Origin of the sequence: Streptomyces sp. NBC_00038 (genome assembly GCF_026343635.1) — a bacterium.
In the GTDB taxonomy this organism is placed as follows: domain Bacteria; phylum Actinomycetota; class Actinomycetes; order Streptomycetales; family Streptomycetaceae; genus Streptomyces.
On record NZ_JAPELQ010000001.1, the window covers coordinates 9,115,680 to 9,138,805 of the forward strand.

At 70.3% G+C, this 23,126-nt stretch carries 20 protein-coding genes, 1 tRNA gene, 1 pseudogene and 1 riboswitch; of the genes and pseudogenes, 14 read left to right on the top strand and 8 right to left on the bottom strand.

Annotated elements, in window-relative coordinates; genetic code table 11:
- The first annotated feature begins 140 nt into the window (after positions 1–140).
- From OG219_RS40810 to OG219_RS40820, 3 genes are all read left to right on the top strand, one after another.
- On the top strand, positions 141–2,210 hold the full coding sequence (locus tag OG219_RS40810) for an alpha-galactosidase (protein WP_266835416.1): 2,070 nt from the start codon (positions 141–143) through the stop codon (positions 2,208–2,210).
- Positions 2,211–2,510: 300 nt separating this feature from the next.
- Positions 2,511–2,668, top strand: a riboswitch (cyclic di-AMP (ydaO/yuaA leader).
- Between the two features lie 4 nt (positions 2,669–2,672).
- A complete protein-coding gene (locus tag OG219_RS40815) occupies positions 2,673–3,596 on the top strand; it encodes a LysM peptidoglycan-binding domain-containing M23 family metallopeptidase (RefSeq protein WP_266835418.1) in 924 nt (307 codons plus the stop codon).
- A 324-nt stretch (positions 3,597–3,920) separates the two neighbouring features.
- Positions 3,921–4,706, top strand: coding sequence for an SGNH/GDSL hydrolase family protein (locus OG219_RS40820; RefSeq protein ID WP_266836404.1), 786 nt, complete (start codon positions 3,921–3,923; stop codon positions 4,704–4,706).
- Between the two features lie 122 nt (positions 4,707–4,828).
- Here OG219_RS40820 and OG219_RS40825 read toward each other — a convergent pair whose 3' ends face one another.
- Positions 4,829–5,449, bottom strand: a complete 621-nt coding sequence (locus OG219_RS40825; protein WP_323183329.1) for a TetR/AcrR family transcriptional regulator — start codon at positions 5,447–5,449, stop codon at positions 4,829–4,831.
- Between the two features lie 83 nt (positions 5,450–5,532).
- The gene (locus OG219_RS40830) at positions 5,533–6,711 is read right to left on the bottom strand and encodes a Glu/Leu/Phe/Val dehydrogenase dimerization domain-containing protein (protein WP_266835420.1); all 1,179 of its coding nucleotides are present in this window, start codon (positions 6,709–6,711) and stop codon (positions 5,533–5,535) included.
- A gap of 372 nt (positions 6,712–7,083) precedes the next feature.
- Between OG219_RS40830 and OG219_RS40835 the strand changes: the two genes are divergently transcribed.
- From OG219_RS40835 to OG219_RS40880, 10 genes and pseudogenes are all read left to right on the top strand, one after another.
- On the top strand, positions 7,084–8,298 hold the full coding sequence (locus OG219_RS40835) for an MBL fold metallo-hydrolase (RefSeq protein WP_266835422.1): 1,215 nt from the start codon (positions 7,084–7,086) through the stop codon (positions 8,296–8,298).
- A gap of 407 nt (positions 8,299–8,705) precedes the next feature.
- Positions 8,706–10,427 (top strand): annotated as a pseudogene (locus tag OG219_RS40840) (ATP-binding protein); the annotation flags it as partial.
- Between the two features lie 596 nt (positions 10,428–11,023).
- On the top strand, positions 11,024–11,458 hold the full coding sequence (locus OG219_RS40845) for a roadblock/LC7 domain-containing protein (RefSeq protein WP_266835426.1): 435 nt from the start codon (positions 11,024–11,026) through the stop codon (positions 11,456–11,458).
- Positions 11,459–11,460: 2 nt separating this feature from the next.
- Positions 11,461–11,832: a DUF742 domain-containing protein gene (locus OG219_RS40850; RefSeq protein ID WP_266472880.1), complete on the top strand. Its 372-nt coding sequence runs from the start codon at positions 11,461–11,463 to the stop codon at positions 11,830–11,832.
- Positions 11,810–12,409 (top strand): ATP/GTP-binding protein, encoded by a 600-nt coding sequence (locus OG219_RS40855; RefSeq protein WP_266835428.1) that lies wholly within the window; start codon positions 11,810–11,812, stop codon positions 12,407–12,409. Before OG219_RS40850 ends, OG219_RS40855 begins: the two co-directional genes overlap by 23 nt.
- 60 nt (positions 12,410–12,469) lie before the next feature.
- Positions 12,470–13,051, top strand: coding sequence for a GAF domain-containing protein (locus OG219_RS40860; protein ID WP_266835430.1), 582 nt, complete (start codon positions 12,470–12,472; stop codon positions 13,049–13,051).
- A gap of 165 nt (positions 13,052–13,216) precedes the next feature.
- Positions 13,217–14,245, top strand: coding sequence for an L-threonine 3-dehydrogenase (gene tdh, locus OG219_RS40865; RefSeq protein WP_266835432.1), 1,029 nt, complete (start codon positions 13,217–13,219; stop codon positions 14,243–14,245).
- A gap of 59 nt (positions 14,246–14,304) precedes the next feature.
- A complete protein-coding gene (locus tag OG219_RS40870; protein WP_266836406.1) occupies positions 14,305–15,498 on the top strand; it encodes a glycine C-acetyltransferase in 1,194 nt (397 codons plus the stop codon).
- A 59-nt stretch (positions 15,499–15,557) separates the two neighbouring features.
- Positions 15,558–16,460 carry a LysR family transcriptional regulator gene (locus tag OG219_RS40875; protein WP_266835434.1) on the top strand — a complete coding sequence of 301 codons (903 nt, stop codon included), beginning with the start codon at positions 15,558–15,560 and terminating at the stop codon, positions 16,458–16,460.
- A 79-nt stretch (positions 16,461–16,539) separates the two neighbouring features.
- Positions 16,540–16,899 carry an MmcQ/YjbR family DNA-binding protein gene (locus OG219_RS40880; protein ID WP_266835436.1) on the top strand — a complete coding sequence of 120 codons (360 nt, stop codon included), beginning with the start codon at positions 16,540–16,542 and terminating at the stop codon, positions 16,897–16,899.
- A 48-nt stretch (positions 16,900–16,947) separates the two neighbouring features.
- Here the strand turns inward: OG219_RS40880 and OG219_RS40885 are convergent, their stop codons facing one another.
- Positions 16,948–17,859, bottom strand: a complete 912-nt coding sequence (locus OG219_RS40885) for a transketolase family protein (RefSeq protein WP_266835438.1) — start codon at positions 17,857–17,859, stop codon at positions 16,948–16,950.
- A 97-nt stretch (positions 17,860–17,956) separates the two neighbouring features.
- Complete coding sequence (locus tag OG219_RS40890) at positions 17,957–18,658, bottom strand: transketolase (RefSeq protein ID WP_266835440.1); 702 nt, start codon at positions 18,656–18,658, stop codon at positions 17,957–17,959.
- Between the two features lie 152 nt (positions 18,659–18,810).
- On the opposite strand from OG219_RS40890, the gene OG219_RS40895 reads away from it, so the two are divergent.
- Positions 18,811–18,887, top strand: a tRNA-Pro gene (locus OG219_RS40895).
- A 32-nt stretch (positions 18,888–18,919) separates the two neighbouring features.
- Here the strand turns inward: OG219_RS40895 and OG219_RS40900 are convergent.
- The 4 genes from OG219_RS40900 to OG219_RS40915 all read right to left on the bottom strand — a co-directional run bounded on the left by OG219_RS40900 (position 18,920) and on the right by OG219_RS40915 (position 22,969).
- The gene (locus OG219_RS40900; protein ID WP_266835442.1) at positions 18,920–20,047 is read right to left on the bottom strand and encodes a tyrosine-type recombinase/integrase; all 1,128 of its coding nucleotides are present in this window, start codon (positions 20,045–20,047) and stop codon (positions 18,920–18,922) included.
- 725 nt (positions 20,048–20,772) lie between these two features.
- Entirely contained in the window at positions 20,773–21,375 is a 603-nt protein-coding gene (locus tag OG219_RS40905; protein ID WP_266835444.1) for an SRPBCC family protein, read from the bottom strand.
- Positions 21,376–21,490: 115 nt separating this feature from the next.
- The gene (locus OG219_RS40910; RefSeq protein ID WP_266835446.1) at positions 21,491–22,183 is read right to left on the bottom strand and encodes an SRPBCC family protein; all 693 of its coding nucleotides are present in this window, start codon (positions 22,181–22,183) and stop codon (positions 21,491–21,493) included.
- A gap of 147 nt (positions 22,184–22,330) precedes the next feature.
- Positions 22,331–22,969, bottom strand: a complete 639-nt coding sequence (locus OG219_RS40915) for an ABC transporter permease (protein WP_266835448.1) — start codon at positions 22,967–22,969, stop codon at positions 22,331–22,333.
- Positions 22,970–23,126 lie beyond the last annotated feature (157 nt).

Below are 23,126 nucleotides of genomic sequence, written 5' to 3' on the forward strand. Positions count from 1 at the left end.
CGACGATACGACATGGGTACCTGGGGCAATGAGTTGTCCACAGGCGCCGTCTTCCCAGGTGCGGAGGCGTTGCTTCCAGGGCCTGGAGCGCGTGATGATGTTGGTACCTGATCGCACCTGTTCGTATCTGTGGGGGACTGATGGCGGAGATCGGCGCGGACGGTCGTACCTGGCTTCTCTCGGGACCGACGAGCAGTTACGCACTGCGGCTCACCGAACTCGACGAGCTACTGCATCTCCACTGGGGCCCGCGCATCACGCTCACCGACGCCGAGGCGCTCGCCGCCCTGCCCGCACCCCAGTACTGGCCGTTCGAGTCCCCGCTCGACGGCCGCGAGGAGTACCCCGTCGAGGGCGGCCCCCGCTTCGCACGCCCCGCCCTGTCGGTACGGACGGACGAGCGGCGCGGGACCGAGTGGCGCTTCGAGGAGTACGAGACGGACGGGGACGAGCTGCGGCTGCGCTTCTCCGACTCCGGGCTCGGCATCACCCTCCACTACCGGATGCGCGGCGATGTGGTCGAGCGCCGGGTGAGCCTCGTCAACGCGGGGCCCGCACTGGAGCTGCTGCGCGCCGACTCCGCGACCTGGACACTGCCCGAGCGTGACGGCTGGCGGTTGTCCCAGCTGCACGGGCGGTGGGCGGCCGAGTCCCGGCTCGTGCGATCGCACCTCACCTACGGCGAGAAGGTCATCGGCAGTCGGCGCGGGCACACCGGGCACCAGCACCTGCCGTGGGTCGCGCTCGACAGCGAGGCGACCGAGGAGAGCGGCGAGGTGTACGGGTGCGCGCTCGGCTGGTCGGGTTCCTGGCGGATCTCCGTGGCCCAACTCCCGGACGCGCGCGTGCAGATCACCGGCGGCGCCGGGTACGACGACTCGGGGCTGCTGCGCCTGGAGCCGGGGGAGTCGTTCACGACGCCGGTCTTCGCGGGGCTCTGGAGCGACGGCGGCTTCGGCGGGGCGAGCCGCGCCTGGCACGCGTACCAGCGTACGTATGTCATCCCGGACGCGGAGCAGGACCGGCCCGTGCTCTACAACTCCTGGGAGGCCACCGGCTTCGGTATCTCGGAGGATCAGCAGCGCAAGCTCGCGCGGCGGGCCGCGGCCATGGGCGTCGAGCTGTTCGTGGTCGACGACGGCTGGTTCGGGGCGCGCACCAGCGACCGCGCGGGGCTCGGTGACTGGACGCCCAATCCGGACCGCTTCCCGGCCGGTCTGAAGCCGCTGGCCGAGGACGTACACGCGCTGGGCATGCGGTTCGGCATCTGGGTCGAGCCGGAAATGGTCAATCCGGACAGCGAGCTGTACCGCGCGCACCCCGAATGGGTGCAGTTCCAGCAGGGGCGAACCAGGACGGAGTACCGCAATCAGCTCGTACTGAATCTCGCGCGCCAGGACGTCCAGGAGTACCTGTGGGAGCAGCTCCACGGACTGCTATCCAGTGCTCCCATCGACTATGTGAAGTGGGACTTCAATCGTTGTTTCACGGACGCGGGTTGGCCGGGCGAGCGCTTTCCGCAGAAGCTGTGGGTGGCGCACGTGGAGGCCCTGTACGGCCTTCTCGACCGGCTGCGGGCCGCGCACCCCGGTGTCGCGTTCGAGTCCTGCTCGGGCGGTGGCGGCCGTATCGACCTGGGTGTCCTGGCCCGTACGGACCAGGTGTGGACCTCCGACAACACCGACCCGCTCGACCGGCTCGCGATCCAGGACGGCTTCAGTCAGATCCACCCGGCCCGGATCATGGCCGCCTGGGTCACGGACAGCCCGAACACGCAGCTCAACGGGCGGGTCAGCTCGCTGCGCTTCCGGTTCGTGAGCGCGATGGCGGGGGTGCTCGGCGTCGGCGGCGACCTGAGCGAGTGGAGTGAGCAGGAGCTTGCCGAGGCGCGGGACTGGGTGGAGCTGTACAAGGAGATCCGGCCCGTCGTGCAGCGCGGCGACCTCTATCGGCTGCGGCCCCCGGAGGGCGGGCTGAGTGCGGTGCAGTACGTCCATGGCGACGAGACCGTCGTCCTCGCCTGGCTCCAGGCCCAGCGCCACGGTGAGCCGGTCGCGCCGCTCCGACTGCGCGGACTCGACCCGACACAAGCGTACGAGTGCTGCGAAACGGGCGAAGTGCACCGGGGTGCGGTGCTGCTGCATCACGGGGTGCGGACGGGGCTGCGCGGGGATCTCGATGCGACGGTTATCCGCCTGCGTCGCATGTGACTGTTCTGTCCGAATTAGCTGCTTCATTCCAACTGGCCCTGGAATAAGGTGCCGTGGGCCGACGTGCGTGAGCAGCGTCATATTCGTGACGATGTGTTGCGACCCCTTTTTGTCAACCCGCCCGAATTCCCGGGCTATTTGAGAGGGCGGAAAGGTCATCTGTCCACAGAGGGTGACGGGAATTCCGGCAAGGATCAAGAGGGTGACGTCCACAGAAAGCGCACATGGTTGTCGACGCGCTCTCATTTCGCTTACGTTCGCCCTCAATCCGGACGGACGCCCAATCCTGCCGCCGCCCGGAATCCGCACTCACCCGTATGTGGCAGGAGCGGGGGACCCACAGGTACGACGCCTGTTCCGGTCTCCGGAACGGGCTAGGGGTATAGCCGCGCAGCCACGCGGCCGGGCATCTCCAGCCCGCACCCGACAGCTCACCTCGCAGGCGCCGGAGAGGAATTCGTCATGCCCGCGAAGGGTAAGCACCGCCGTCCCAAGTCCCAGCGTTTCACGCGCTCGATCGCCGTTGCCGGAACGGGTGGCGCCGCGCTCGCGCTGCCGCTGATGGGAGCCACCGGCGCCCATGCGGCTACTCCGACGGCCACGGTTTCCTCCACTCAGGAAAAGGCCGCGACGGCTTTGGAAAAGGCCGCCGCTTCTGCTCCGGCCGCCGCCAAGAAGACCGCGACGAAGACCTACGCGGTAAAGGCGGGCGACTCTCTTTCGAAGATCGCCACCGACCAGAGTGTCAGCGGCGGCTGGAAGAAGCTGTACTCGGACAACCGCAAGGCCGTCGGCGAGGACCCGGCTCTGATCCACCCCGGCCTGAAGCTGACGATCGGCAAGAAGGCCGCGTCGAGCTCCTCTGCTGAGTCGTCCGCCAAGTCGCAGTCGTCCGCCGAGTCGTCCAAGTCCTCCGAGTCGTCCACCAAGACGACCGCCGAGACCACGGCCCCGGCCACCGACACCGCCAGCAGCTCCGGCTACACCATGCCGGTCGAGGGCGCCACCGTCGGCACCGCCTACAAGACCGCGGGCAGCATGTGGTCCAGTGGCTACCACACCGGCGTGGACTTCGTGGTCCCGACCGGCACCACCATCAAGTCCATCGCCGCGGGCACCGTCGTCTCGGCGGGCTGGGGCGGCGCGTACGGCAATCAGGTCGTCATCCAGCACGCCGACGGCCAGTACTCGCAGTACGCCCACATGTCCTCCCTCTCCGTCTCGGCGGGCCAGACCGTGACCGAGGGGCAGCAGATCGGCCTCTCCGGCGCTACCGGCAATGTCACCGGACCGCACCTGCACTTCGAGATCCGCACCACGCCGGACTACGGCTCGGACGTGGACCCGGTCGCGTACCTGCGCTCGCACGGTGTCACCGTCGGCTGACGCCTCTCCCTCATCTCCGAAGGCCGGACCCCACGATCCCCGGGGTCCGGCCTTCGGTGTGTCGTGGTCGACGCGCCGCGTTCCTTTGGATTCACGATCGGGGCCCTGTCGGACGGTTCCACGGTCCAGTGGTGGAACAACGGGCAACTCCAGGTGTGGCGGCTGTTCAACCACCCCTGAAAGGCCCTTATTCCGAGCTTGACCCAGACTTTATGAGTGGCTTATCTCACCACCCGTCAACCCCTTCCTACGGTCGCGTAGCTCACACCCGAAGGTGAATCATGGGTCGTTGTGGCAGACGATTCGAAGAGTGTCAACAGATCAGTGATCGGGTCGTACGTGGCGGTGGGGGACAGCTTCACCGAGGGCGTCGGCGACCCCGGGCCCGACGGGGCCTTTGTCGGCTGGGCCGACCGGTTCGCGGTACTTCTCGCGGACCGGCAGCCCGAGGGCGACTTCAACTACACCAATCTCGCCGTGCGCGGCAAACTGCTCGACCAGATCGTCGAGGACCAGCTCTCGCGGGCGAAGGAGCTCGCGCCCGACCTGGTCTCCTTCTGTGCGGGCGGCAACGACATCATCCGGCCAGGCGTCGACCCCGACGAGGTCGCGGAGCGTTTCGAGCGCGCGGTCGCCGACCTCACCTCCCATGTCGGCACCGTCATGGTGACGACCGGCTTCGACACCCGTGGCGTGCCCGTGCTGAAACACATGCGCGGCAAGATCGCCACGTACAACGGGCACATCCGGGCCATCGCCGACCGGTACGGCTGCCACGTCCTCGACCTGTGGTCCCTGAAGACGATTCAGGACCGCCGCGCCTGGGACGGCGACCGCCTGCACCTGTCACCCGAGGGCCACACCCGCGTCGCGCTCCGGGCCGGCCAGGTCCTCGGCCTCGAAGTACCGGCCGACCCGGACCAGCCGTGGCCGCCCCTCCCGCCCCGCGGCACTCTCGAGGCCAGGCGCGACAACATCCTCTGGGCGCGTGAGTACCTGGTCCCGTGGATCGGGCGTCGCCTGCGCGGCGAGTCCTCCGGGGATCATGTGGCGGCCAAGGGGACGCTCTCGCCGGACGACATCAAGACGTGGATCGACGCCGTGGCCTGAAGCGAGGTCCGGCGCCGGGCTCGGCGGCTGAGCGAGGGGTGGTTCGTGGTGCCGGGACCCGGCACCACGAACCACCCCTCGACGTTTCGCCGTTCCGGAGGAGACCCCTTCAGGTACGCGCCTCAGCGCACCGCCGCCGTCAACGCCTCCCGCTCAAGGCCCAGTTCGCGCGCGAGCGCCTCGTCCACCCATTCGTGGGTCCGCGCCCGCGACACGGCACCGTCGTACGACGTCATCTGCACGGCGAGCCCGTCGAGCAGCGCCGTGAGCCGTAGGGCCGTGCCGGTGGGATCAGGGCAACGGAACTCGCCCGCGGCCACTCCCTCCGCGATCACCTCGATGATCGCGGCCTTCCACTGCTTGTCCAGGTAGCACGTGACCTCCCGCAGCGCGGGCTCGCGCAGTGCGGCCGCCCAGCCCTCGATCCACAGCCGCCATCCCTTGGCCTGCCCGGTCGGCGCGTACCAGCGCACCGCGGCCCGCAACCGTCGCAGCGCCGACGTACGACGGCCGAGCAGCTTGCGCAGATGGGCGAGATCGTCCTCGGCCGCGAACGTGAACGCCTCGGCGACCAGCTTCTCCTTGGTCGAGAAGTGGTACAGCACCAGTGCGTTGCTCACTCCGAGTGCCGAGGCCACGTCGGCGATCCGTACCGCCGCCACACCGCGCGCCTCGATCTGTTCGACGGCGGCGCGCAGCAACTCCTCACGCCGCTCCGCCACGTTCAAACGCACTCTCGCCACGCGTCAACCCTAATCCCTCGCCAGAGGCGGTGTTGGAGCCGGGGCACCATGGTTCGCGCTGGTCGTGCCGGTGGTCCCCGCCGTCATCCGTACCAGCCGAACCGCTCCGCGATCGCCGGCAGCCGGTCGGCGACAATGGCGTGCGCGGCGGCCCGCGGTGTGGTCCCGTCGGCCTCCGCGCGGGCCAACGTCTGGTCGATGAGGGCGCGCATGGAGCGCCGTGTGTACGCGAACGCCTCGTCCGCGTCCGCGCCGATGTCGCCGAACAGCGTCCACCACCACCAGGCGTTCGTCCCGGAGTTGACCACGACGTCCGGCAGAACGGTGACCCCGCGCGCCGCGAGCAGTTCCTCCGCCTCCGCCAGAACCGGCATGTTGGCCGCCTCGACGACCCAGCGGGCGGTGATCCGGCGCTGGTTCACGGTGTCGATCGCGTACGAGACCGCCGCGGGCACCAGCACCTCCGCGTCGGCGGACAGCCAGGCCTCGCCCGGCAGTTCACGGTCGGCCGGGCGCAGCGCCGAGCGGTCGACCGTCCCGTACCCGTCCCGTGCCGCGAGCAGCGCGTCGACGTCGAGGCCCGCAGGGTTGGCGATCGTGCCCTTGATGTCGGCGACGGCCACTACCGTGAGCCCCGCGCGCGTGAGGAAGCGAGCCGTGGCTCCTCCCATGGTGCCGAGTCCCTGCAGGGCGACGCGCGTGCCCGCGTACGGCACCCCGGCGCGATCCAGGGCCGCGAGCACCGACTCGGCGACACCGCAGCCGCCGACCAGTTCGTCGAGCCCGATCCCGTCCACCTCGACCGCGAAGGCGTCCGCGAGCCGCCGTCTGGCCGCCACCTCGTCGTCGAGCAGCGGGTACACGGCCTGGATGGACGAGACGAGCCCCGCCTCCTCGGCCGCCCGGTCGACCAGGTCCTGGGTGAGGCCGAGATCCTCGCCCGTGGTCCAGAAGCTCTCGATGTACGGGCGCATGGCACGCAGGTAGCGCACCAGAAGGCCGTACGCCGCCGGGTCCCGGGGATCGCAGTCGATGCCGCCCTTGGCGCCGCCGAGCGGGATGTAGCGGCCCTCGGGGTTGTAGTGCAGGGCTTCTTTCATGGTCATGCCCCGGGCGAGCCCCGTGACCTCGTCCAGCGTGCAGCCCGCCCGCATCCGCAGTCCGCCACTGGCGACGCCTCGTACGAGCCGGTCGACCACGAGGAAGCCCTGGTGGCCGGTGACGTGGTCGGTCCAGGTGAGCAGCATCAGGGGGGCGGTCACGGGGTCTCCTCGGGGTACGGCGGTCAGGGGCTGGACGACCAGCGAGGCCCACCGCCGTGGGGGTGTCGGAGCCTCGGTACATGGTGTCTCCAAAGGCGGCCGGATGGACGGGGCCGGACGGTCACAGTACGCGTACTGAACTGCCAGTCAGTAACCGGTGCGGCTGGGCCGAGCCGGCGCCGTGGAGCGGACGCACGTCCGTCCCGGGGCCGCCGGAACTCGCGTCCCGTGGTCAGGAAGAAGAGCGGGCGCCGTGGGGTTGAGGAGATACAGGCCATGGGGTCACGGAAATTGTGCTGTGACAGGGCCGACCCGGCGCTGTCAGAGGCGGCGACCATAATGAAAGCCTGACTGACTCCACCTGGAGGTACTGTGACCGGTTTCCGTCCCCTGAGCTCCGGGCTCCGCGCGCTGCGGCCCGCCGCCTTCGGCGCGGATCCGGCGGGTGAGCGCCTGGAGCGCATCCGCAGATCGCCGAACTTCGCGGACGGTGTCTTCAAGAACCCGGAGGGTACCCCTCGGCCGGACGGTGCCATGCGCGAGGTCGCGAAGACCTTCTTCCGCAAGGAGGAGCGTGTCCTGCGCGCCCCGGAGGGCACGGTGCCGGTGCATGCCACGACGCTCGCCGACCTGGGCAGGCCCGCGTCCACCGGGCTGCGGCTCACGTGGATGGGGCACTCCAGCGTCCTCGCCGAGATCGACGGACACCGGGTGCTCTTCGACCCGGTCTGGGGAGAGCGCTGTTCCCCGTTCAACTTCGCCGGACCCAAGCGGCTGCATCCGGTACCGCTGCCACTGGCCGCGCTCGGCCCGGTCGACGTCGTCGTCATCTCGCACGATCACTACGACCACCTCGACCTGCCCACGATCAAGGCCCTGGCCGACTCGGACACGCTGTTCGCGGTGCCGCTCGGCGTCGGCGCCCACCTGGAGCACTGGGGCGTGTCGGCGGACCGGCTGCGTGAGCTGGACTGGAACGAGTCGACGAAGGTCGGGGGAATCACCCTGACGGCCACCCCGGCCCGCCACTTCTGCGGCCGCGGCCTGCGCAACACCCAGCACACGCTCTGGGCGTCCTGGGTGGTGGCGGGCGACGAGCACCGGATCTACCACAGCGGCGACACCGGCTATTTCGAGGGCTTCAAGGACATCGGTGCCGAGCACGGCCCGTTCGACGCCACGATGATCCAGATCGGGGCGTACAGCGAGTTCTGGCCGGACATCCACATGACGCCCGAGGAGGGCATGCGCGCCCACCTGGGCCTTCAGGGCGGGCGGCCCAGCGGCGTCATGCTGCCGATCCACTGGGCGACGTTCAACCTGGCGACCCACCCGTGGGCGGAGCCCGGCGAGGGGTCGATCGCCGCCGCGGAGGCGGCCGGTGCGCGTGTGGCGCTGCCCCGCCCCGGCGAGCCCTTCGAACCGACGTCCGAGACCGTCCCGTCCGAGCCCTGGTGGCGCGCCGTGGCCGTCACGCCGGAGGGCGGCTGGCCCGCTGTCCAGAAGAGCACGGTCAGCACACCGGGTGACGTCGCCGCAGGGGCCACGGAGGGCACCGGGGAGCCGGAAACGGTGCCCGCGGGCTGATTCTCCGCTCACGCGGGCTGATTTTTCGATCGACGGCGAGGGCCGGGGTGCGCACTGCTCCCCGGCCCTCGCCGTTTGTTCCCGACCGCTTCTGACCAGCTCTGATCGAATCCGCGCCGCGACGGGAACGTGTGTCCGAGGGTGTTATCGGTCTGTCGTACGAGGCCTAATACCAGAGCGGGACCTTGTCCGGGGGAGTTTGTCAACTGCCCACCGCACATGATGCGTTGCCGACTACTGTCAGTTGCCGTCGGGCGACGCGGGGTCGAATTTTTCGGCTCTCTCGACCGGCACCGCGATGACGCACGACCGAGTCGCGCAGACCTGCGGGAGCCCCAGGGGGCGTCCGACCCGTCTCCGACCCGTCAGAGGCCCCCCACCCCCGACGTACCAGTACGAGGACGCCGATGTCTCACCTTCGCGCACCGGCCGCACGCGCAGACCGCCGTGAGGGCGGACGGCACGGACGGCCGGTCGCCCACACCGCACCCTCGCTGCCCGAGACCCACCTACGGCCCCAGCTGCTGCGCCTCGCGGTGCTGCCGCCGACCGCGGTGGCCCTCAGCGCGTGCGCGGCCGTACTGTTCACCGTCCGCTCGACCGGCGCACGGCCCAGTGTCACCCTGTGGGCCGTGCTCGCGGGGGCCGTGGGCGTGGCGCTCGCGGGCATCGTGATCGCCGCCGTGGCCGCCGGCCGTGCCGCCACGTCCGTACGCGAGCGGATAGGCGCCCTGCGCCGCACCAGCGCCCGCACCGAGGGCGACCTGCGCGCCCTCGTCGAAGGACTGCGCCGCGGCGAGAGCCCGCCCGCGCGCAAAGCGCGTCGCCAGCCCCCCGCCGACGCCGACGACTTCGAGCTGCTCGCGGCCGACCTCTCGCGCGCCCACGACGGCGCCGTCACCGCCGTCGTGCAGGCCGCGCAGCTCTCCAGCCACGCGGGCAGCGAGCAGAAGGTCGAGGTCTTCGTCAATCTGGCGCGGCGGCTTCAGTCTCTCGTGCACCGCGAGATCTCGATCCTCGACGAGCTCGAGAACGAGATCGAGGACCCGGATCTGCTCAAGGGCCTCTTCCACATCGACCATCTCGCCACCCGCATCCGGCGGCACGCGGAGAACCTCGCCGTGCTCGGCGGCGCCGTCTCGCGCCGCCAGTGGAGCAACCCCGTCTCCATGACCGAGGTGCTGCGGTCCGCGATCGCCGAGGTCGAGCAGTACTCACGGGTGAAGCTGGTGCCTCCGATCGACGGCACCCTGCGCGGGCACGCCGTCGCCGACGTCATCCATCTGCTGGCCGAACTCGTCGAGAACGCCACGGTGTTCTCGGCCCCGCACACCCAAGTGCTGCTGCGCGTCAACCTCGTGACCTCCGGACTCGCCGTCGAGGTCGAGGACCGGGGCCTCGGCATGCCGCTCGGCGAACAGAACAAGATGAACGCCCTGCTCGCCGATCCCGACCAGGTCAATGTCGCCAGCCTGCTCCAGGACGGCCGTATCGGGTTGTTCGTGGTCTCGCAGATCGCTCGGCGGCACGGCATCCATGTCCGGCTGCAGACCAATATCTACGGCGGTATGCAAGCCGTACTCGTCGTGCCGCAGGCGCTGTTGGGGACGACGCAGGGCGACCCCGGAGTACTCGCGCGGGCGCAGCCCCAGGAGCCTGCCGCGGACCGGCGCCCGCCGGCGAGACCGCAGACCGTGCAGGCGGCTCCGGTGTCCGCCCCGCCCGGGGGCGGCGCGCGGTCTCCCGTGCCTCGGCAGCCGCAGCGGGACCAGGCGCCGCGGGGCGCGGGGACCACGGGGCGCGGCGGTCCGGCGCCGCTGCCCGTGCGTGGTAGCCACGTGGAGCGGCCCAACCCGGCGGAGGCCGTGCCCGGCATCCGCCCCGACGACCGGCACGCGCTGACGGGGAACGCGGGTCTGCCGCCCACGGCACGAGGTGGCGCGGTCCGCGGCACCATGGGCAAGCCCCAACTGCCCACGCGGCGCGCCCAGGAACACATCGTCCCCCAACTGCGCGAGGGGCCCGCACCCCGCCAGGACACGGAGCACGTCGCCGGTCACGACCCCGGCCTCATGGCGGCGTTCCAGCGCGGGATCGGGCTTGCGGAGGCGGCCCACGCGGAGTCGGCGCGTACGGAGGCTTCGCGGGACCGGGCCCACCTGGGTCTGGTGGACACGGGTTCGCTGCCGCCGCTGGAAGTCGTTCGAGTGGATGTGCCGATCGTGGGTGCGGGGCGTAGGGACACGGCTGCCATGGAGTCCGCCGCCATGGGCACCGCCGCCATGGACTCCGGACACACGGACTCCGGACACATGGACTCCGCCCCTATGGATGCGGGCCACAGGGGCACCGAGCACATGGATGCCCCCGATGCTCCGCGTGCCGAGCAACCACCCGTGAATGCCTCACCCGTGGATGCCTCACACATGGAGCGACCGCATATGGATGGGCTGCACATGGATGGAATGGATGGAGTGGCCCGAGTCGACGGAGCACCCGGAGCGCCCATCGGCGCGGTGCACATAGCCGAAGCGCACACGGCCCATGCGCCCGCGCCGCACGAGGCGCAGGGGGCGCGCGACGCCGCGCCCGCGCCTGCGCCGGGACAGGACTTCACCACCCGGCACGACGGGAGCGCACCGGCCGGATGACCAGTGGCCTCTCCACCCCCACACCCACCCCCTCCGCTCCCGCAGACCTTCGTACCTCAAGGAGTCGATCCACCATGGCGAGCGATGCGCCGACCGGCCATGTATCCGATCTCGACTGGCTGATGAGCGGCCTCGTACAGCGCGTACCGCACACCACGAGCGCGGTACTCCTGTCCTGCGACGGACTCGTGAAGTCGGTCCACGGCCTCGACACGGACAGCGCCGACCACATGGCGGCGCTGGCCTCCGGCCTCTACTCCCTCGGCCGCAGCGCGGGCATCCGCTTCGGGGACGGCGGCGACGTACGCCAGGTCGTCGTCGAACTCGACTCGACCCTGCTGTTCGTCTCCACGGCCGGCTCGGGCACCTGTCTCGCGGTACTTGCCGGGCGCGAGGCCGACGCGGCGGTGCTCGGCTACGAGATGGCCATGCTGGTCAAGAGCGTCCGGCCGTATCTGATGACCGCACCCCGGCAGCCCGCGGCCGAACCCTCGGCGATGAGGCCTTGAGCGTGGCCGCGGCCGGCGACGGGCCCTGGCTCGACGACGCGGCCGGCCGGCTGGTGCGCCCCTACACGGTCAGCAACGGCCGGACCCGGCCCACCACCGCGCTCGACCTCCTGTCGCAGGTCATGGCCACCGGCGCCACCCCCCTCGGCTACCTCGGGCCCGAGCACTCCCAGGCACTCGAACTGTGCCGGGCCCCCGTCTCGGTCGCGGAGATCGCCGCACACCTGAAGCTGCCGGCGGCAGTCACCAAGGTGCTGCTGTCCGACCTCGTCGACTGCGGGGCGCTGACGACGAAGCCTCCCACCTTCCACCACAACCCCACTGACCAGTCTCTTCTGGAGGCAGTGCTCGATGGACTACGACGACAGCTCTGACCCCTTCCCCACCGCACTGAAGATCTTGGTGGCGGGAGGGTTCGGGGTCGGCAAGACGACCTTTGTCGGCGCGGTGAGCGAGATCGCGCCGCTCAGTACGGAGGAGCTGCTCACCACGGTCAGCACGGCTACCGACAATCTCGACGGCATCGAGAACAAGGTCGAGACGACCGTGGCGATGGACTTCGGACGCATCACCCTCGATCCGGAACACGTGCTGTATCTGTTCGGAACGCCCGGACAGGAGCGGTTCTGGTTCATGTGGGACGAGCTCTCCGAGGGTGCGCTCGGTGCGGTGATCCTCGCCGACACACGGCGCCTGGAGGACTGCTTCGCGGCCGTCGACTTCTTCGAGCAACGCGGTCTCGGCTTCATCGTCGCGGTCAACGAGTTCGACGGCTCCTACCGCTACGACCCCGAGGAGGTGCGCGCGGCGATCGACCTCGACCCCGGGATCCCCGTCGTGCGCTGCGACGCCCGGATCTCCAGTTCGGGCGTGCAGACCCTGCTCGTCCTGGTGCGGCACCTCCTCGCGCACGCGCCGGCACCCGCGCCGAGCCACGGAGCCCACACGTGACGCCCGCACCGAGCCACGGAGCCCGTGTATGACATCTGCCCCAAGTCGTGGAGTCCGTATATGAGTTATGAGCCCCCGCGTCCTGCCGGTCGTCTGCTGTTGACCCCGCAGGACAAGGACGCCGCCGCCCGGGTGCGGCGGCTGCGCGGGATGGGCCTGGGGGCGCGCGCGGAGCCTGCCTTCGACGCCTTCGCGGACCGGCTCGCCGAGGTCACCGCCGTGCCGTATTCGATGGTCAACTTCATCGACGAGAACCGGCAGTTCTTCGCGGGCCTGCACACCCCGGACGGCGACGGCCTGCGTGACGGCTTTGGCGGTGGTCCTGGTGTGGTGGGCCGCTATATGGCCCGCGACTATGGCTTCTGCCCCCATGTGGTGGTCCGACGCAAGGCGTTGGTGCTGGAGGACGTCTGCGACTACCCGCGGTTCGCCGGGAACCCGGTGGTCGACGAGATCGGTGTCCGTTCCTACCTCGGCGCCCCGCTGATCGACCACACGGGCATCGTCCTCGGCACGGTCTGTGCCGTCGACATCGAGCCGCGCCCGTGGGGGCGAGCGGGCCTCGAGACCATCAAGTCGATGGCGGCGGAGCTGGTCCAGCAGATCGAACTCCGGGAGGGCGGAGGGCTGCCCGAGGGGTGAAGTCCAGGGCGGCGTGAAGCAGAGCTGCGGCCGAGCTTAAGAAATCCTCGATGGACCAGGGCGCCTTCGTACGGCAGATTTCTACGGGATCCCACCCCTCTCCCCGGTACGGGCCGGCCGTTCCGGCGTGCCCTTCTCAGGGACCTCACCCACAGGAGCCGTAGCGTGAAGGCGCTGGTCAAGGAGAAGGCGGAACCCGGGCTCTGGCTCGTGGACGTTCCGGAGCCGCAGGCCGGCCCCGGCGACGTACTGATCAAGGTCCTCAGAACCGGGATCTGCGGCACCGATCTGCACATCCGGTCCTGGGACGGCTGGGCGCAGCAGGCCATCCGGACGCCGCTGGTGCTCGGGCACGAGTTCGTCGGCGAGGTCGTCGAGACCGGTCGCGACGTCGCCGACATCAAAATCGGTGACCGTGTCAGCGGCGAGGGTCACCTGGTGTGCGGCAAGTGCCGCAACTGTCAGGCCGGGAGGCGCCACCTCTGCCGTGCGACGGTCGGTCTCGGCGTCGGCCGCGACGGCGCGTTCGCCGAGTACGTCGTCCTGCCCGCCGCCAATGTGTGGGTGCACCGCGTCCCCGTCGACCTCGACGTCGCCGCGATCTTCGACCCGTTCGGCAACGCCGTGCACACGGCCCTCTCCTTCCCGCTGGTCGGCGAGGACGTCCTGATCACCGGCGCAGGACCCATCGGCCTGATGGCCGCCGCGGTGGCCCGGCACGCGGGCGCCCGCAACGTCGTCGTCACCGACGTCAGCGAAGAGCGACTGGAGCTCGCCCGCAAGATCGGCGCGAGCCTCGCCCTCAACGTCTCGAACGCCACGATCGCCGACGGCCAGCGTGAACTGGGGCTGCGCGAGGGCTTCGACATCGGTCTGGAGATGTCGGGGCGTCCCGAGGCGATGCGCGACATGATCGCCAACATGACGCACGGCGGCCGGATCGCGATGCTCGGCCTGCCCGCCGAGGAGTTCCCGGTCGACTGGTCCCGGATCGTCACCTCCATGATCACGATCAAGGGCATCTACGGCCGCGAGATGTTCGAGACCTGGTACGCGATGTCGGTCCTCCTCGAAGGCGGTCTCGACCTCGCGCCCGTGATCACCGGCCGGTACGGCTACCGCGACTACGAGGCGGCCTTTGCCGACGCGGCGAGCGGCCGCGGCGGCAAGGTCATCCTCGACTGGGCCGTCTGAGACCTTCCCTGGCCGTCCGACACTTTCCCGGACAGCTTGAGACTTCTAAGGAACTGATGATGTTCGATTCCGTACGCGACGATCTGCGCACCACCCTCGACGAGATCCGCGCCGCCGGTCTCCACAAGCCCGAGCGCGTCATCGGCACCCCGCAGTCGGCGACGGTGAGCGTCACCGCGGGCGGGCGACCCGGCGAGGTCCTCAACTTCTGCGCGAACAACTACCTCGGCCTCGCCGACCACCCCGAGGTCGTGGCCGCCGCCCACGCGGCCCTCGACCGCTGGGGCTACGGCATGGCGTCCGTGCGCTTCATCTGCGGTACGCAGGAGGTGCACAAGGAGCTGGAGCAGCGGCTGTCCGCGTTCCTCGGCCAGGAGGACACGATCCTCTACTCCTCCTGCTTCGACGCCAACGGCGGCGTCTTCGAGACCCTCCTCGGCGCCGAGGACGCGGTCATCTCCGACGCCCTCAACCACGCTTCGATCATCGACGGCATCCGCCTGTCCAAGGCCCGCCGCTTCCGGTACGCCAACCGTGATCTGGCCGATCTGGAACAGCAGTTGAAGGAGGCGGCGGGCGCCCGGCGCAGGCTGATCGTCACGGACGGCGTCTTCTCCATGGACGGGTACGTGGCCCCGCTGCGCGAGATCTGCGACCTCGCCGACCGCTACGACGCCATGGTCATGGTCGACGACTCGCACGCTGTCGGCTTCGTCGGCCCCGGCGGCCGCGGCACCCCCGAACTGCACGGCGTCATGGACCGTGTCGACATCATCACTGGCACACTCGGCAAGGCGCTCGGCGGTGCCTCCGGCGGTTACGTCGCCGCCCGCGCCGAGATCGTCGCGCTGCTGCGCCAGCGCTCGCGCCCCTACCTCTTCTCGAACACGCTTGCCCCGGTGATCGCGGCCGCCTCCCTCAAGGTGCTCGACCTGCTGGAGTTGGCGGACGACCTGCGGGTGCGGCTCGCCGAGAACACCGCGCTGTTCCGCCGCCGGATGACCGAGGAGGGCTTCGACATCCTCCCCGGCGACCACGCGATCGCACCCGTCATGATCGGGGACGCGGCGAGGGCGGGACGCCTGGCGGAGCTGCTCCTGGAGCGCGGCGTGTACGTGATCGGCTTCTCGTTCCCGGTCGTGCCGCAGGGGCAGGCGCGTATTCGGGTTCAGCTGTCCGCCGGGCACTCGACCGAGGACGTGAACCGGGCGGTGGACGCGTTCGTGGCCGCCCGCGCGGAGCTGGACGCCTGAGCAAGGGCCGAACTTCCGGTTCGCCCGGCCTGCTCGTTCGACCTGAGAGAATCGGTCACATGATCGAAGCGCGGCGGCTCCACATCCTCCGTGCGGTGGCCGACCACCGCACCGTGACGGCGGCTGCTGCCGCGCTCTATCTCACGCCCTCGGCCGTCTCCCAGCAGCTGACCGCCCTGGAGCAGGAGACGGGTCACAGGCTTGTGGAGCGCGGCGCGAAGGGCGTACGGCTGACTCCGGCCGGAGAGATCCTGCTCAGCCACACCAACACGGTCCTCGCCCAGCTGGAGCGGGCCGAGGCGGAGCTCGCCGCCTACAGTTCGGGCGCGGCCGGCACGGTCACGGTCGCCTCCTTCGCGACCGGTATCGCCCTGGTCGTGGCCCCCGCGGTGGCCCGCCTCGCAGTGTCGGCGCCCGGCATCCGCCTCCGCGTCCAGGACGCCGAGGGCGACGCCAGCCTGCCGATGGTCCTCGACCGGCAGGTCGACGTCGCGGTCGCCGTCGAGTACCGCGGGGCCCCGCCCGCCGACGACCCCCGCCTGACCCACGTGTCCCTGTACGCCGAACCCTTCGACGCGGTCGTCCCGGTCGGCCACCGCCTCGCCGACACCGACGAGGTGCCGCTCGCGGAGCTGGCCAAGGACACGTGGATCGGCCCGTACCCCGGGAATCCGTGCCACGAGGTGGTGGTCCTGGCCTGCGAGAGCGCCGGATTCCAGCCCCGCCTCGAACACTCCTCGGACGACTTCCGCGCGGTGGTGGCCCTGGCCTCGGCCGACGCGGGGGTGGCGCTCGTACCGCGCTCGGCACTGCGCGGCATGGACCTCACCGGTGTGGTCGTCCGCCCGGTCGACGGGGTGGCTCCGACGCGCCGGGTCTTCGCGGCCGTACGGCGGGGTGCCGAGGGTCACCCGCTGATCCGGCCGGTGCTGGACGCGCTTCGAGGGGCTGCGGAGCGGTAGCGGGGGCTGCTGCGGGGGTGCCCCTTCTGCACCTGCTGGTCCGGCGCGATTGTCGGTGCCATTGGCTACGGTGCGTCTCATGCCGGATGCCGAAGACGTACGACGTATCGCCCTCTCCCTGCCGGACACGACGGAGAAGATCGCCTGGAGCATGCCCACGTTCCGGGTCGCGGGAAAGATGTTCGCCACGCTGCCCGAGGAGGAGACCTCCATCGCCGTGCGCTGCCCGAAGGAGGAGCGGGACGAACTGGCCAGGGCCGAGCCCGGGAAGTTCTGGATCGCCGACCACGAGGCGGGCTTCGCCTGGGTCCGTGTCCGCCTCGCGGCGCTGGAGGACACCGACGAGCTGCGCGACATCCTCGCCGACTCCTGGCGCCAGGCGGCCTCGCCCCAACTGCTTGAGTCCTACCCGGAGTTGGGTCTCCCGGCTGTCGACTGAACCTCCGGGGGACGGTCACGGGCGGACGTCCGCCCGGAGAACGGACCGTCACTTGCGGACGCCGGCTCCCAGGAAGCCGCTGATCCGCTCCCGCAACGCGCCCGCGTCGAGACCGTGTGCGGTCAGGTGCTCGTCAACCTGGCCGTAACGGCGTAGCTCACGGCGGGCCACGCCCAGGCCGAGGACGCGGTGGGGCACGTCGGCGAGGGCGTCTCCCGCGACGGCCGTGGAGGTGCCGGCCAGGTATGGCTCGACGAGGACGACATCGGTGCCGGCCGCCTCACTGGCCCGACGCAGCGCGGCCGTGTCGAAGGGGCGGACGGTCGTCGCGTACAGGACGGTGACGTCGAGGCCTTCCGTGGCTTCGAGCGCGGCGTCGAGCATCGGGCCGACGGCTACGACCACCCCGGCGCGACCCTCGCAGACGGTGACGAAGCGCGCCCCGTCGACCGGCAGCCCCTGCGCGTTGGACTGCACCGACAACCGCACGTACACCTTGTCGTCCCCGGCGGCGATCGCGTGGCGCAGCAGCGTCTCGGCCTCGTCCGGGTGGCCCGGCACATGCACGGTCCAGCCGTCCAGTGTGTCCAGCAGGGCCACATCGTCGGGCGCCATGTGCGTGTACCCGCCCGCGGGCCAGTCGAAGGACGCGGACGCGCTGACCAGCACCGCGCCCACGTCCTGGTGTCCGAGGTCGAGCTTGACCTGCTCGAAGGGCCGCTCGACGAGGAAACTGGCGAAGGTGTGCACCACGGGCCGCAGCCCGGTCAGCGCCAGGCCGGCGCCCGCCCCGACGAGGAGCTGTTCGCGGATGCCCACGTTGATCACGCGGTCCGGGTGCCTGCGTCGGGCCTCTGCGAAACCGTCCGTGCCGATCTCGGCGAGAACGACGGCGACGCGTGGATCCTCGTCGAGCAGCTGGGTGATGACGGGGGCGAAACGGTCACGCATGGTGTCCATGGGTACTCGTGTCCTTCCGATGGCCTTACGGAGAGTCGCGGGGCAGGTGACAGGTGACGGGAAGCAGGTGACAGGGGGCAGGAGGCAGGGGCCCGCTTCAGGTGAGCTTCGGCTCGACCTGAGCGACGATCACCCGCGGACGGCCCGGATGCGGGGCGGTGAAGGCGGCGTACAGCGCCTCGTGGTCACGGCCGTCGACTGTCGCCGCGGACCAGCCGGCCGCCTCGAACCGCGCGGCGATGCCGCCCGGCCGGGCGTGGCTGGCGGAGGCGTTGTCGATCACGACCGTGTGCAGTCGTTCCAGGCCGGCCGGACCGGCGTACGCGATCGCCTCGTGGTTGCTGCCCTCGTCCAGCTCGGCGTCACCGGTCAGCACCCATACGCGCGGTTCGTCGAGCCCTTGCGCCCGCAGCCCCAGCGCCATGCCGACGCCGATCGGCAGCCCGTGTCCCAGCGACCCGCTCCCGATCTCGGCGCCCGGCACCAGCACCCGGTCCGGGTGGTGCCCGAGCGGTGAGTCGTACGACCCGAACCCGGGCAGCCACGCGACGGGCACGAACCCCTTGGCCGCCAGCACCGCGTAGTACGCCATCGGCCCGTGCCCCTTGGACAACAGGAACCGGTCCCGCTCCGGATCACCCATTCGCTCCGGCCCCACTCGCAGTACCCGGTCGTACAGCACCCACAGCGCGTCCAAGGTGGACGTCGCCGCCGGCCCGTGCTTCTCGTCGCCGGTCATCAGCCCCATCAACCGGGGCAGGTCCGCGTACACGTAACTCTGTTCCGCTGTCATCCTCATGCAGACGACCTTGCAACCTCAACCAAACTTGAGGTCAACCGCGACGGCGCGGGCCCCGTACGGCCCGTATAAACGAGGGCGCGATCAGCAGCGCGAGTGCGGTATTGTTTCGGTGCGCGTTCAGCCAGGGGAAACCCCAGGTCAGACGGCACCGGGACGTGGCGCAGCTTGGTAGCGCACTTGACTGGGGGTCAAGGGGTCGCAGGTTCAAATCCTGTCGTCCCGACCAGCTTTATTGCAGGTCGGAGGCCGTTCTCTCGTTTACGGGAGGGCGGCTTTTCGCGTTCCTGGAGAGCTGGTGGTCGCACTGTGGTCGCAGACCGGGTGCCGGGCCGGTTCGCGGAGGTTCGGGAGCCGGGCGGGGTGGGGGAGCGGAGCCGGTTGAGGGATTCGCGGAGTCGTTGGATGTGGTCGCTGGTGATCGCAGCCGCTCCAGCCGGGCCTGGCGGCTGGCTTTCTGCTCGGCCCGGGTGAGCCTCTGCTGGATGGTGTCGACGGCTTCGCGGGCGGCCTGCCGGGTGAGATGGCTGTAGATGTTGGCAGTGGTCGACAGGGTGGAGTGGCGCAGGGTCTTGGAGACCACGGTGAGGGGGACGCCGGCGGGCTGATCACAAGCCGGTTGTTGTCGATCGCGGAGAGCGTGCAGCGTACGTAGAGGACGCCCTCGCGTAGGTGGAGGTCGTCCCAGTGCAGGCCGAGGGCCTCGCCTTTGCGTAGGCCGGTGCCGATGAGGAACTCGAACAGGTCGGCCATCTCGGGGTCGGCTTCGTGGCAGTGCGGGAGGAAGCGGACCGCCTCGTCGGCGGTCCAGATCCGGCGCTCCGGCGAGGGCGGACGGCGCAGGGCCGGTGGGCTGGCCGGGTTGTGGGCGAGGCGGTGCTGGCGGACGGCATCCCCCAGCGCGCTGGACAGCGTGGCGAGACACCGGTAGAGGGTGGTGCGGCCGCGGCCGCCGGCGAGCTCGTGGGTCACGAACGCGCTGATGTGCCGGTGCCTAAGCTCGTCCAGCTTCAGGCTGCCGAAGGCGGGGACGAGATCGTTGTGCACGTAGTCGCGGTAGCGGGCCATGGTTGTCGGCTTGAGCGCCTTGGCCACCAGCCAGGTGTGCAGGTAGTCGGCGACGGTCTGGTTTGGGTCAGCGTTGAACCCGCCGGCCTCGCCCTCCAGGAACTTTGTCAATGCGACCTCCCCAGTGTCGTGGCTGGTGAAGCCGCCTCGCCGGACGGTGGCCCGGTGGCGGTCCGGGGCGGGAACGTCGACCGCGAAGGTCCACGTCCCGTGGTGAGTGTCGGCGAGCAGGCGCGGACAGTGTGCCCCGAGCTGGTGGCGGTGGGTGTCTCGGCAGCCGCATCGTCGGTAGATGAGGCCGCGGTCTGCGGTGGTACGCATGAGGATCGCCTCCTGGAGGCGGAGGAAGGGCCGACACCTCCAGTCTCGTGCGACCACATGCGATCACCACGCGCGCCCTGCCTGCCATGGCCAGCGCGTTTCCCTTGGCCGGGCACCAAGGGCGGCGGTCTGAGGGCTGCCTTTAAATGATCTCAAGCGTGCCGGTTGAGCTCGTTTTGCTGTCCCGACCGCTCAGGTCGAGTCGCGAGCGGCCGCCTCACTGTCGTGAGGCGGCCGTACGGCTGTGAATACGCAAGCAGCGATAGTCAGACGGAGGCTCCCGACGTGTTCCCGATGACCTCGCACGTGAAGTGCGTGGCGATTCTGGACCCGGTCATCAATGGCTCCTGAGCTGCGGCTTTACGGCATGCGGCGACGATGTCGACGGCCGTGACCGGGGTCCGCTGAAGGAACCTGCCCCTCGACCTCGAGGCTCGGCTCGGGCGCGTACCTCTGGCGCAGCAGTGGCCAGGCCATGACCTGGTTGCGTGGCTCTGTCCGGAACCATGGGATCGGGTGCAGTCCATGTCACCCGATGTCCTGGCTCGGTCGGCGCCTGCGGCAGCCACAGCCGTGGCGGCAGGGCCTCCCGGCGGCCTGCGGTTCGTTTCGCGTCCTCAAGTTGTCGGGAGGCCCTGAGTGCACGCATGTACAAACGGAAATTCAGCCGGTCAGGGTCCCCCTGTGCGCACCCCCGCTGCTCCTCTGGACCACCGGAATTCGTGTCACTTGCCCCTGTGGTCGGTGCAGCCGGTCTTCGTCTCGGCCGTGGTCTTGAGCCGGTTCACCCAGTCGTTGAGACCGGCGTCGAGGGCGGCCTGGTTGCCGGGGATGTCGGCTTCGACGGGGGCGCCTGCCCAGGATTCCTCGGTGGTGGCGAGCACACCGTCCTTGACCGGCTTGAAGGTGAACAGGTGTATGCCGTCGATGCCGTTCACGGGCGCGGCCCATGCGGTGCACCGCAGCCGTTGGACCGAGGCGACCGTCGAGGTGACCTTCATGTTCTGGGGGGACCATTCGAAGACCGAGCCCGGTCGTAGCGGTCCCGGCGTCTTCTTCCGCGCCGGGGTGATCTCCGGTATCCAGGTGGCCCATGCGTCGATGTCGGTGTGCAGTTTCCAGACCGTCGTCAGCGGCGCCTTGATGAGGACGCTTGCGCGGCTGACGACCGGTGCGTTCTTGTCGACGGTCACGCCCCGGCATTCCTGGTAGGTCCCGGCATCGGGCTGCGCCTGGTGCGCCGCTGCCACGGACGGCGCGGACAGAGTCGTTGCCGTGGCGATCGCGGTGACAGCCATGCCCTGCATGAGTTTGTGTCGTGATGTCATGGAGTCGGTCTCTTCCTCAGTGGTCCTGTACTGCTGGTGTCGATCGTCCTGGCGGGCGTCCCGCCGTCGCGTCGGCGAAAAGTGCGTAGCTCGAAGCCGTTGGTATGCCGGCCGGTCACGTGCACGGTCCGCCGCTCTGGGCCTCCGCGGTGGCCTTCAACTCGCGGAGCCACTGTTCGAGTCCTGCGCCGAGGAGCGCTGTCGCGGTGGGAACGTCCGCTTCGACCTGGGCGCCGGTCCAGGTTTCCTCGGTCTGTACGCGCACGCCCCCCTTGACCTTGGTGAAGGCCCACACGTGGACACCCTCGTCGATACGCAGCCCGTCTCCGATCGCGGGTCCGGTCCACCGAATGCAGGAGTCGCGGTCGAACTGCCGGACAGTGGAGGTGATTTCCAGGGTGGTGGCGGGGGTGGTGGGAGTGGCGGGCGCCGGCGTCGTCCACCGGAACCGCGAGCCCTTCCGGAGAGGGCCGGGGTCGAGGCGCTTCATGGAGAGGACCGGTGCCTGCCACGACGGCCATCGTTCGACGTCGGTCTGCAGCTTGAAGACGGTGCTCAGCGGCGCCTTGATCACGATGTCGGACCGGTAGCGGATGAGGGCGGCGGGGTCGACGCCCTTCCCCTGGCACCGGAGCGTGCCGGTGTGGTGGGCGGCTCCAGTGCGGGCGGGGGCGGCCTGGGCGGGGCCGGTGCTTGCGAGGATGCCGACGGCGGCGAGTGAGGCCGTGATCGCGGTGGCGCGCACGCGCATTCGGGGCCGGCGCCGGGGCGGCTGACCGGGCAGGGGTGAGGGGCTGTTGCTGGGCATGGTGTTCCTCCAGGGGTGGGTGATCGGGATCGGATGGCCGGGGCGCTGCCGGGTGAGTGCGTCCCTACGGGTTTCGTCGGCCTGTGAGGGCGGGGCAGGGCGGGGCGTGGCCGTGGAAGGTGGCCGTCGCGGAGCGTCGGTGCGGTTTCAGTGCCGGGAGTTCTGGGGGTGCCCTGAGAGGGAGTTGAGACGGCGGCGTTCGAGGATCGCCGCGATGGCGTAGGCGCTCCCGCCGGCGAGGGTGAGGACCCAGTAGAGGCCGGGGCTGCCGACGAGGAGTGCGGCGGTGGAGGTGAGGGCGAGCCAGGTGCCGAGGCCGTAGTGGAGGAGGTTGCGGCGTTGGGCGCCTTCGGCGACGTAGAGCAGGCCGACGACGAAGCCGGAGCCGGTGGGCCAGAGCAGGGACTGCACGTCGGGCATGTCCAGGGTGGAGGCCAGGCCCGTGATGGCGAGGAACAGGGCGGCGAAGGCGGTGATCCAGGCCGCGCCGAGGAGCTTGCCGGAGAGAACGTCGTCGGGCTCGGTGGAGGTGCGCTGGGCGCGCAGGGCGGCGACGGTGGCCTGGATGGTGCCGACGGCGAGCCCGGCACCGAGGAGGGCCATGGGCAGCCAGCCGGGCAGGTCGAGCAGGGGAGTGTCGCCCTTGGAGAGCGCGGCGGAGCCGTGGCCGAACACGTAGGCCAGCCCGAAGCTGATGTAGGTCGCGCGGTTGTCGACGTCGCCCGCGAGGCGTGCCGCGGCCGGGCGGCCGGTGGTGGCCGGCGTGACGGTGGTGGTGAGGGACATGGCGGAGCCTTCCGGAGTCGTGGGGCGGAGCGTCAGATGGTGCGTGAGTTCACGAGGCGTGGCCCGGTGCGTGAGCGCGTGGTTCGGGCGAGTGCTGGTGGGGCCGGTGTGCGACCGCGGGGTGCCGCCACGCCGCCGGGCCGTGCGACGTCGACGG

Bases quoted from the DNA above. Each gene is read 5' to 3' on its own strand.
- OG219_RS40810 (WP_266835416.1), top strand. From the start codon at position 141: ATGGCGGAGATCGGCGCGGACGGTCGTACCTGGCTTCTCTCGGGACCG.
- OG219_RS40815 (WP_266835418.1), top strand. From the start codon at position 2,673: ATGCCCGCGAAGGGTAAGCACCGCCGTCCCAAGTCCCAGCGTTTCACG.
- OG219_RS40845 (WP_266835426.1), top strand. From the start codon at position 11,024: ATGGCGAGCGATGCGCCGACCGGCCATGTATCCGATCTCGACTGGCTG.
- OG219_RS40855 (WP_266835428.1), top strand. From the start codon at position 11,810: ATGGACTACGACGACAGCTCTGACCCCTTCCCCACCGCACTGAAGATC.
- OG219_RS40860 (WP_266835430.1), top strand. From the start codon at position 12,470: ATGAGTTATGAGCCCCCGCGTCCTGCCGGTCGTCTGCTGTTGACCCCG.
- OG219_RS40870 (WP_266836406.1), top strand. From the start codon at position 14,305: ATGTTCGATTCCGTACGCGACGATCTGCGCACCACCCTCGACGAGATC.
- OG219_RS40875 (WP_266835434.1), top strand. From the start codon at position 15,558: ATGATCGAAGCGCGGCGGCTCCACATCCTCCGTGCGGTGGCCGACCAC.
- OG219_RS40880 (WP_266835436.1), top strand. From the start codon at position 16,540: ATGCCGGATGCCGAAGACGTACGACGTATCGCCCTCTCCCTGCCGGAC.
- OG219_RS40885 (WP_266835438.1), bottom strand. From the start codon at position 17,859: ATGGACACCATGCGTGACCGTTTCGCCCCCGTCATCACCCAGCTGCTC.
- OG219_RS40890 (WP_266835440.1), bottom strand. From the start codon at position 18,658: ATGAGGATGACAGCGGAACAGAGTTACGTGTACGCGGACCTGCCCCGG.
- OG219_RS40900 (WP_266835442.1), bottom strand. From the start codon at position 20,047: ATGCGTACCACCGCAGACCGCGGCCTCATCTACCGACGATGCGGCTGC.
- OG219_RS40905 (WP_266835444.1), bottom strand. From the start codon at position 21,375: ATGACATCACGACACAAACTCATGCAGGGCATGGCTGTCACCGCGATC.
- OG219_RS40910 (WP_266835446.1), bottom strand. From the start codon at position 22,183: ATGCCCAGCAACAGCCCCTCACCCCTGCCCGGTCAGCCGCCCCGGCGC.
- OG219_RS40915 (WP_266835448.1), bottom strand. From the start codon at position 22,969: ATGTCCCTCACCACCACCGTCACGCCGGCCACCACCGGCCGCCCGGCC.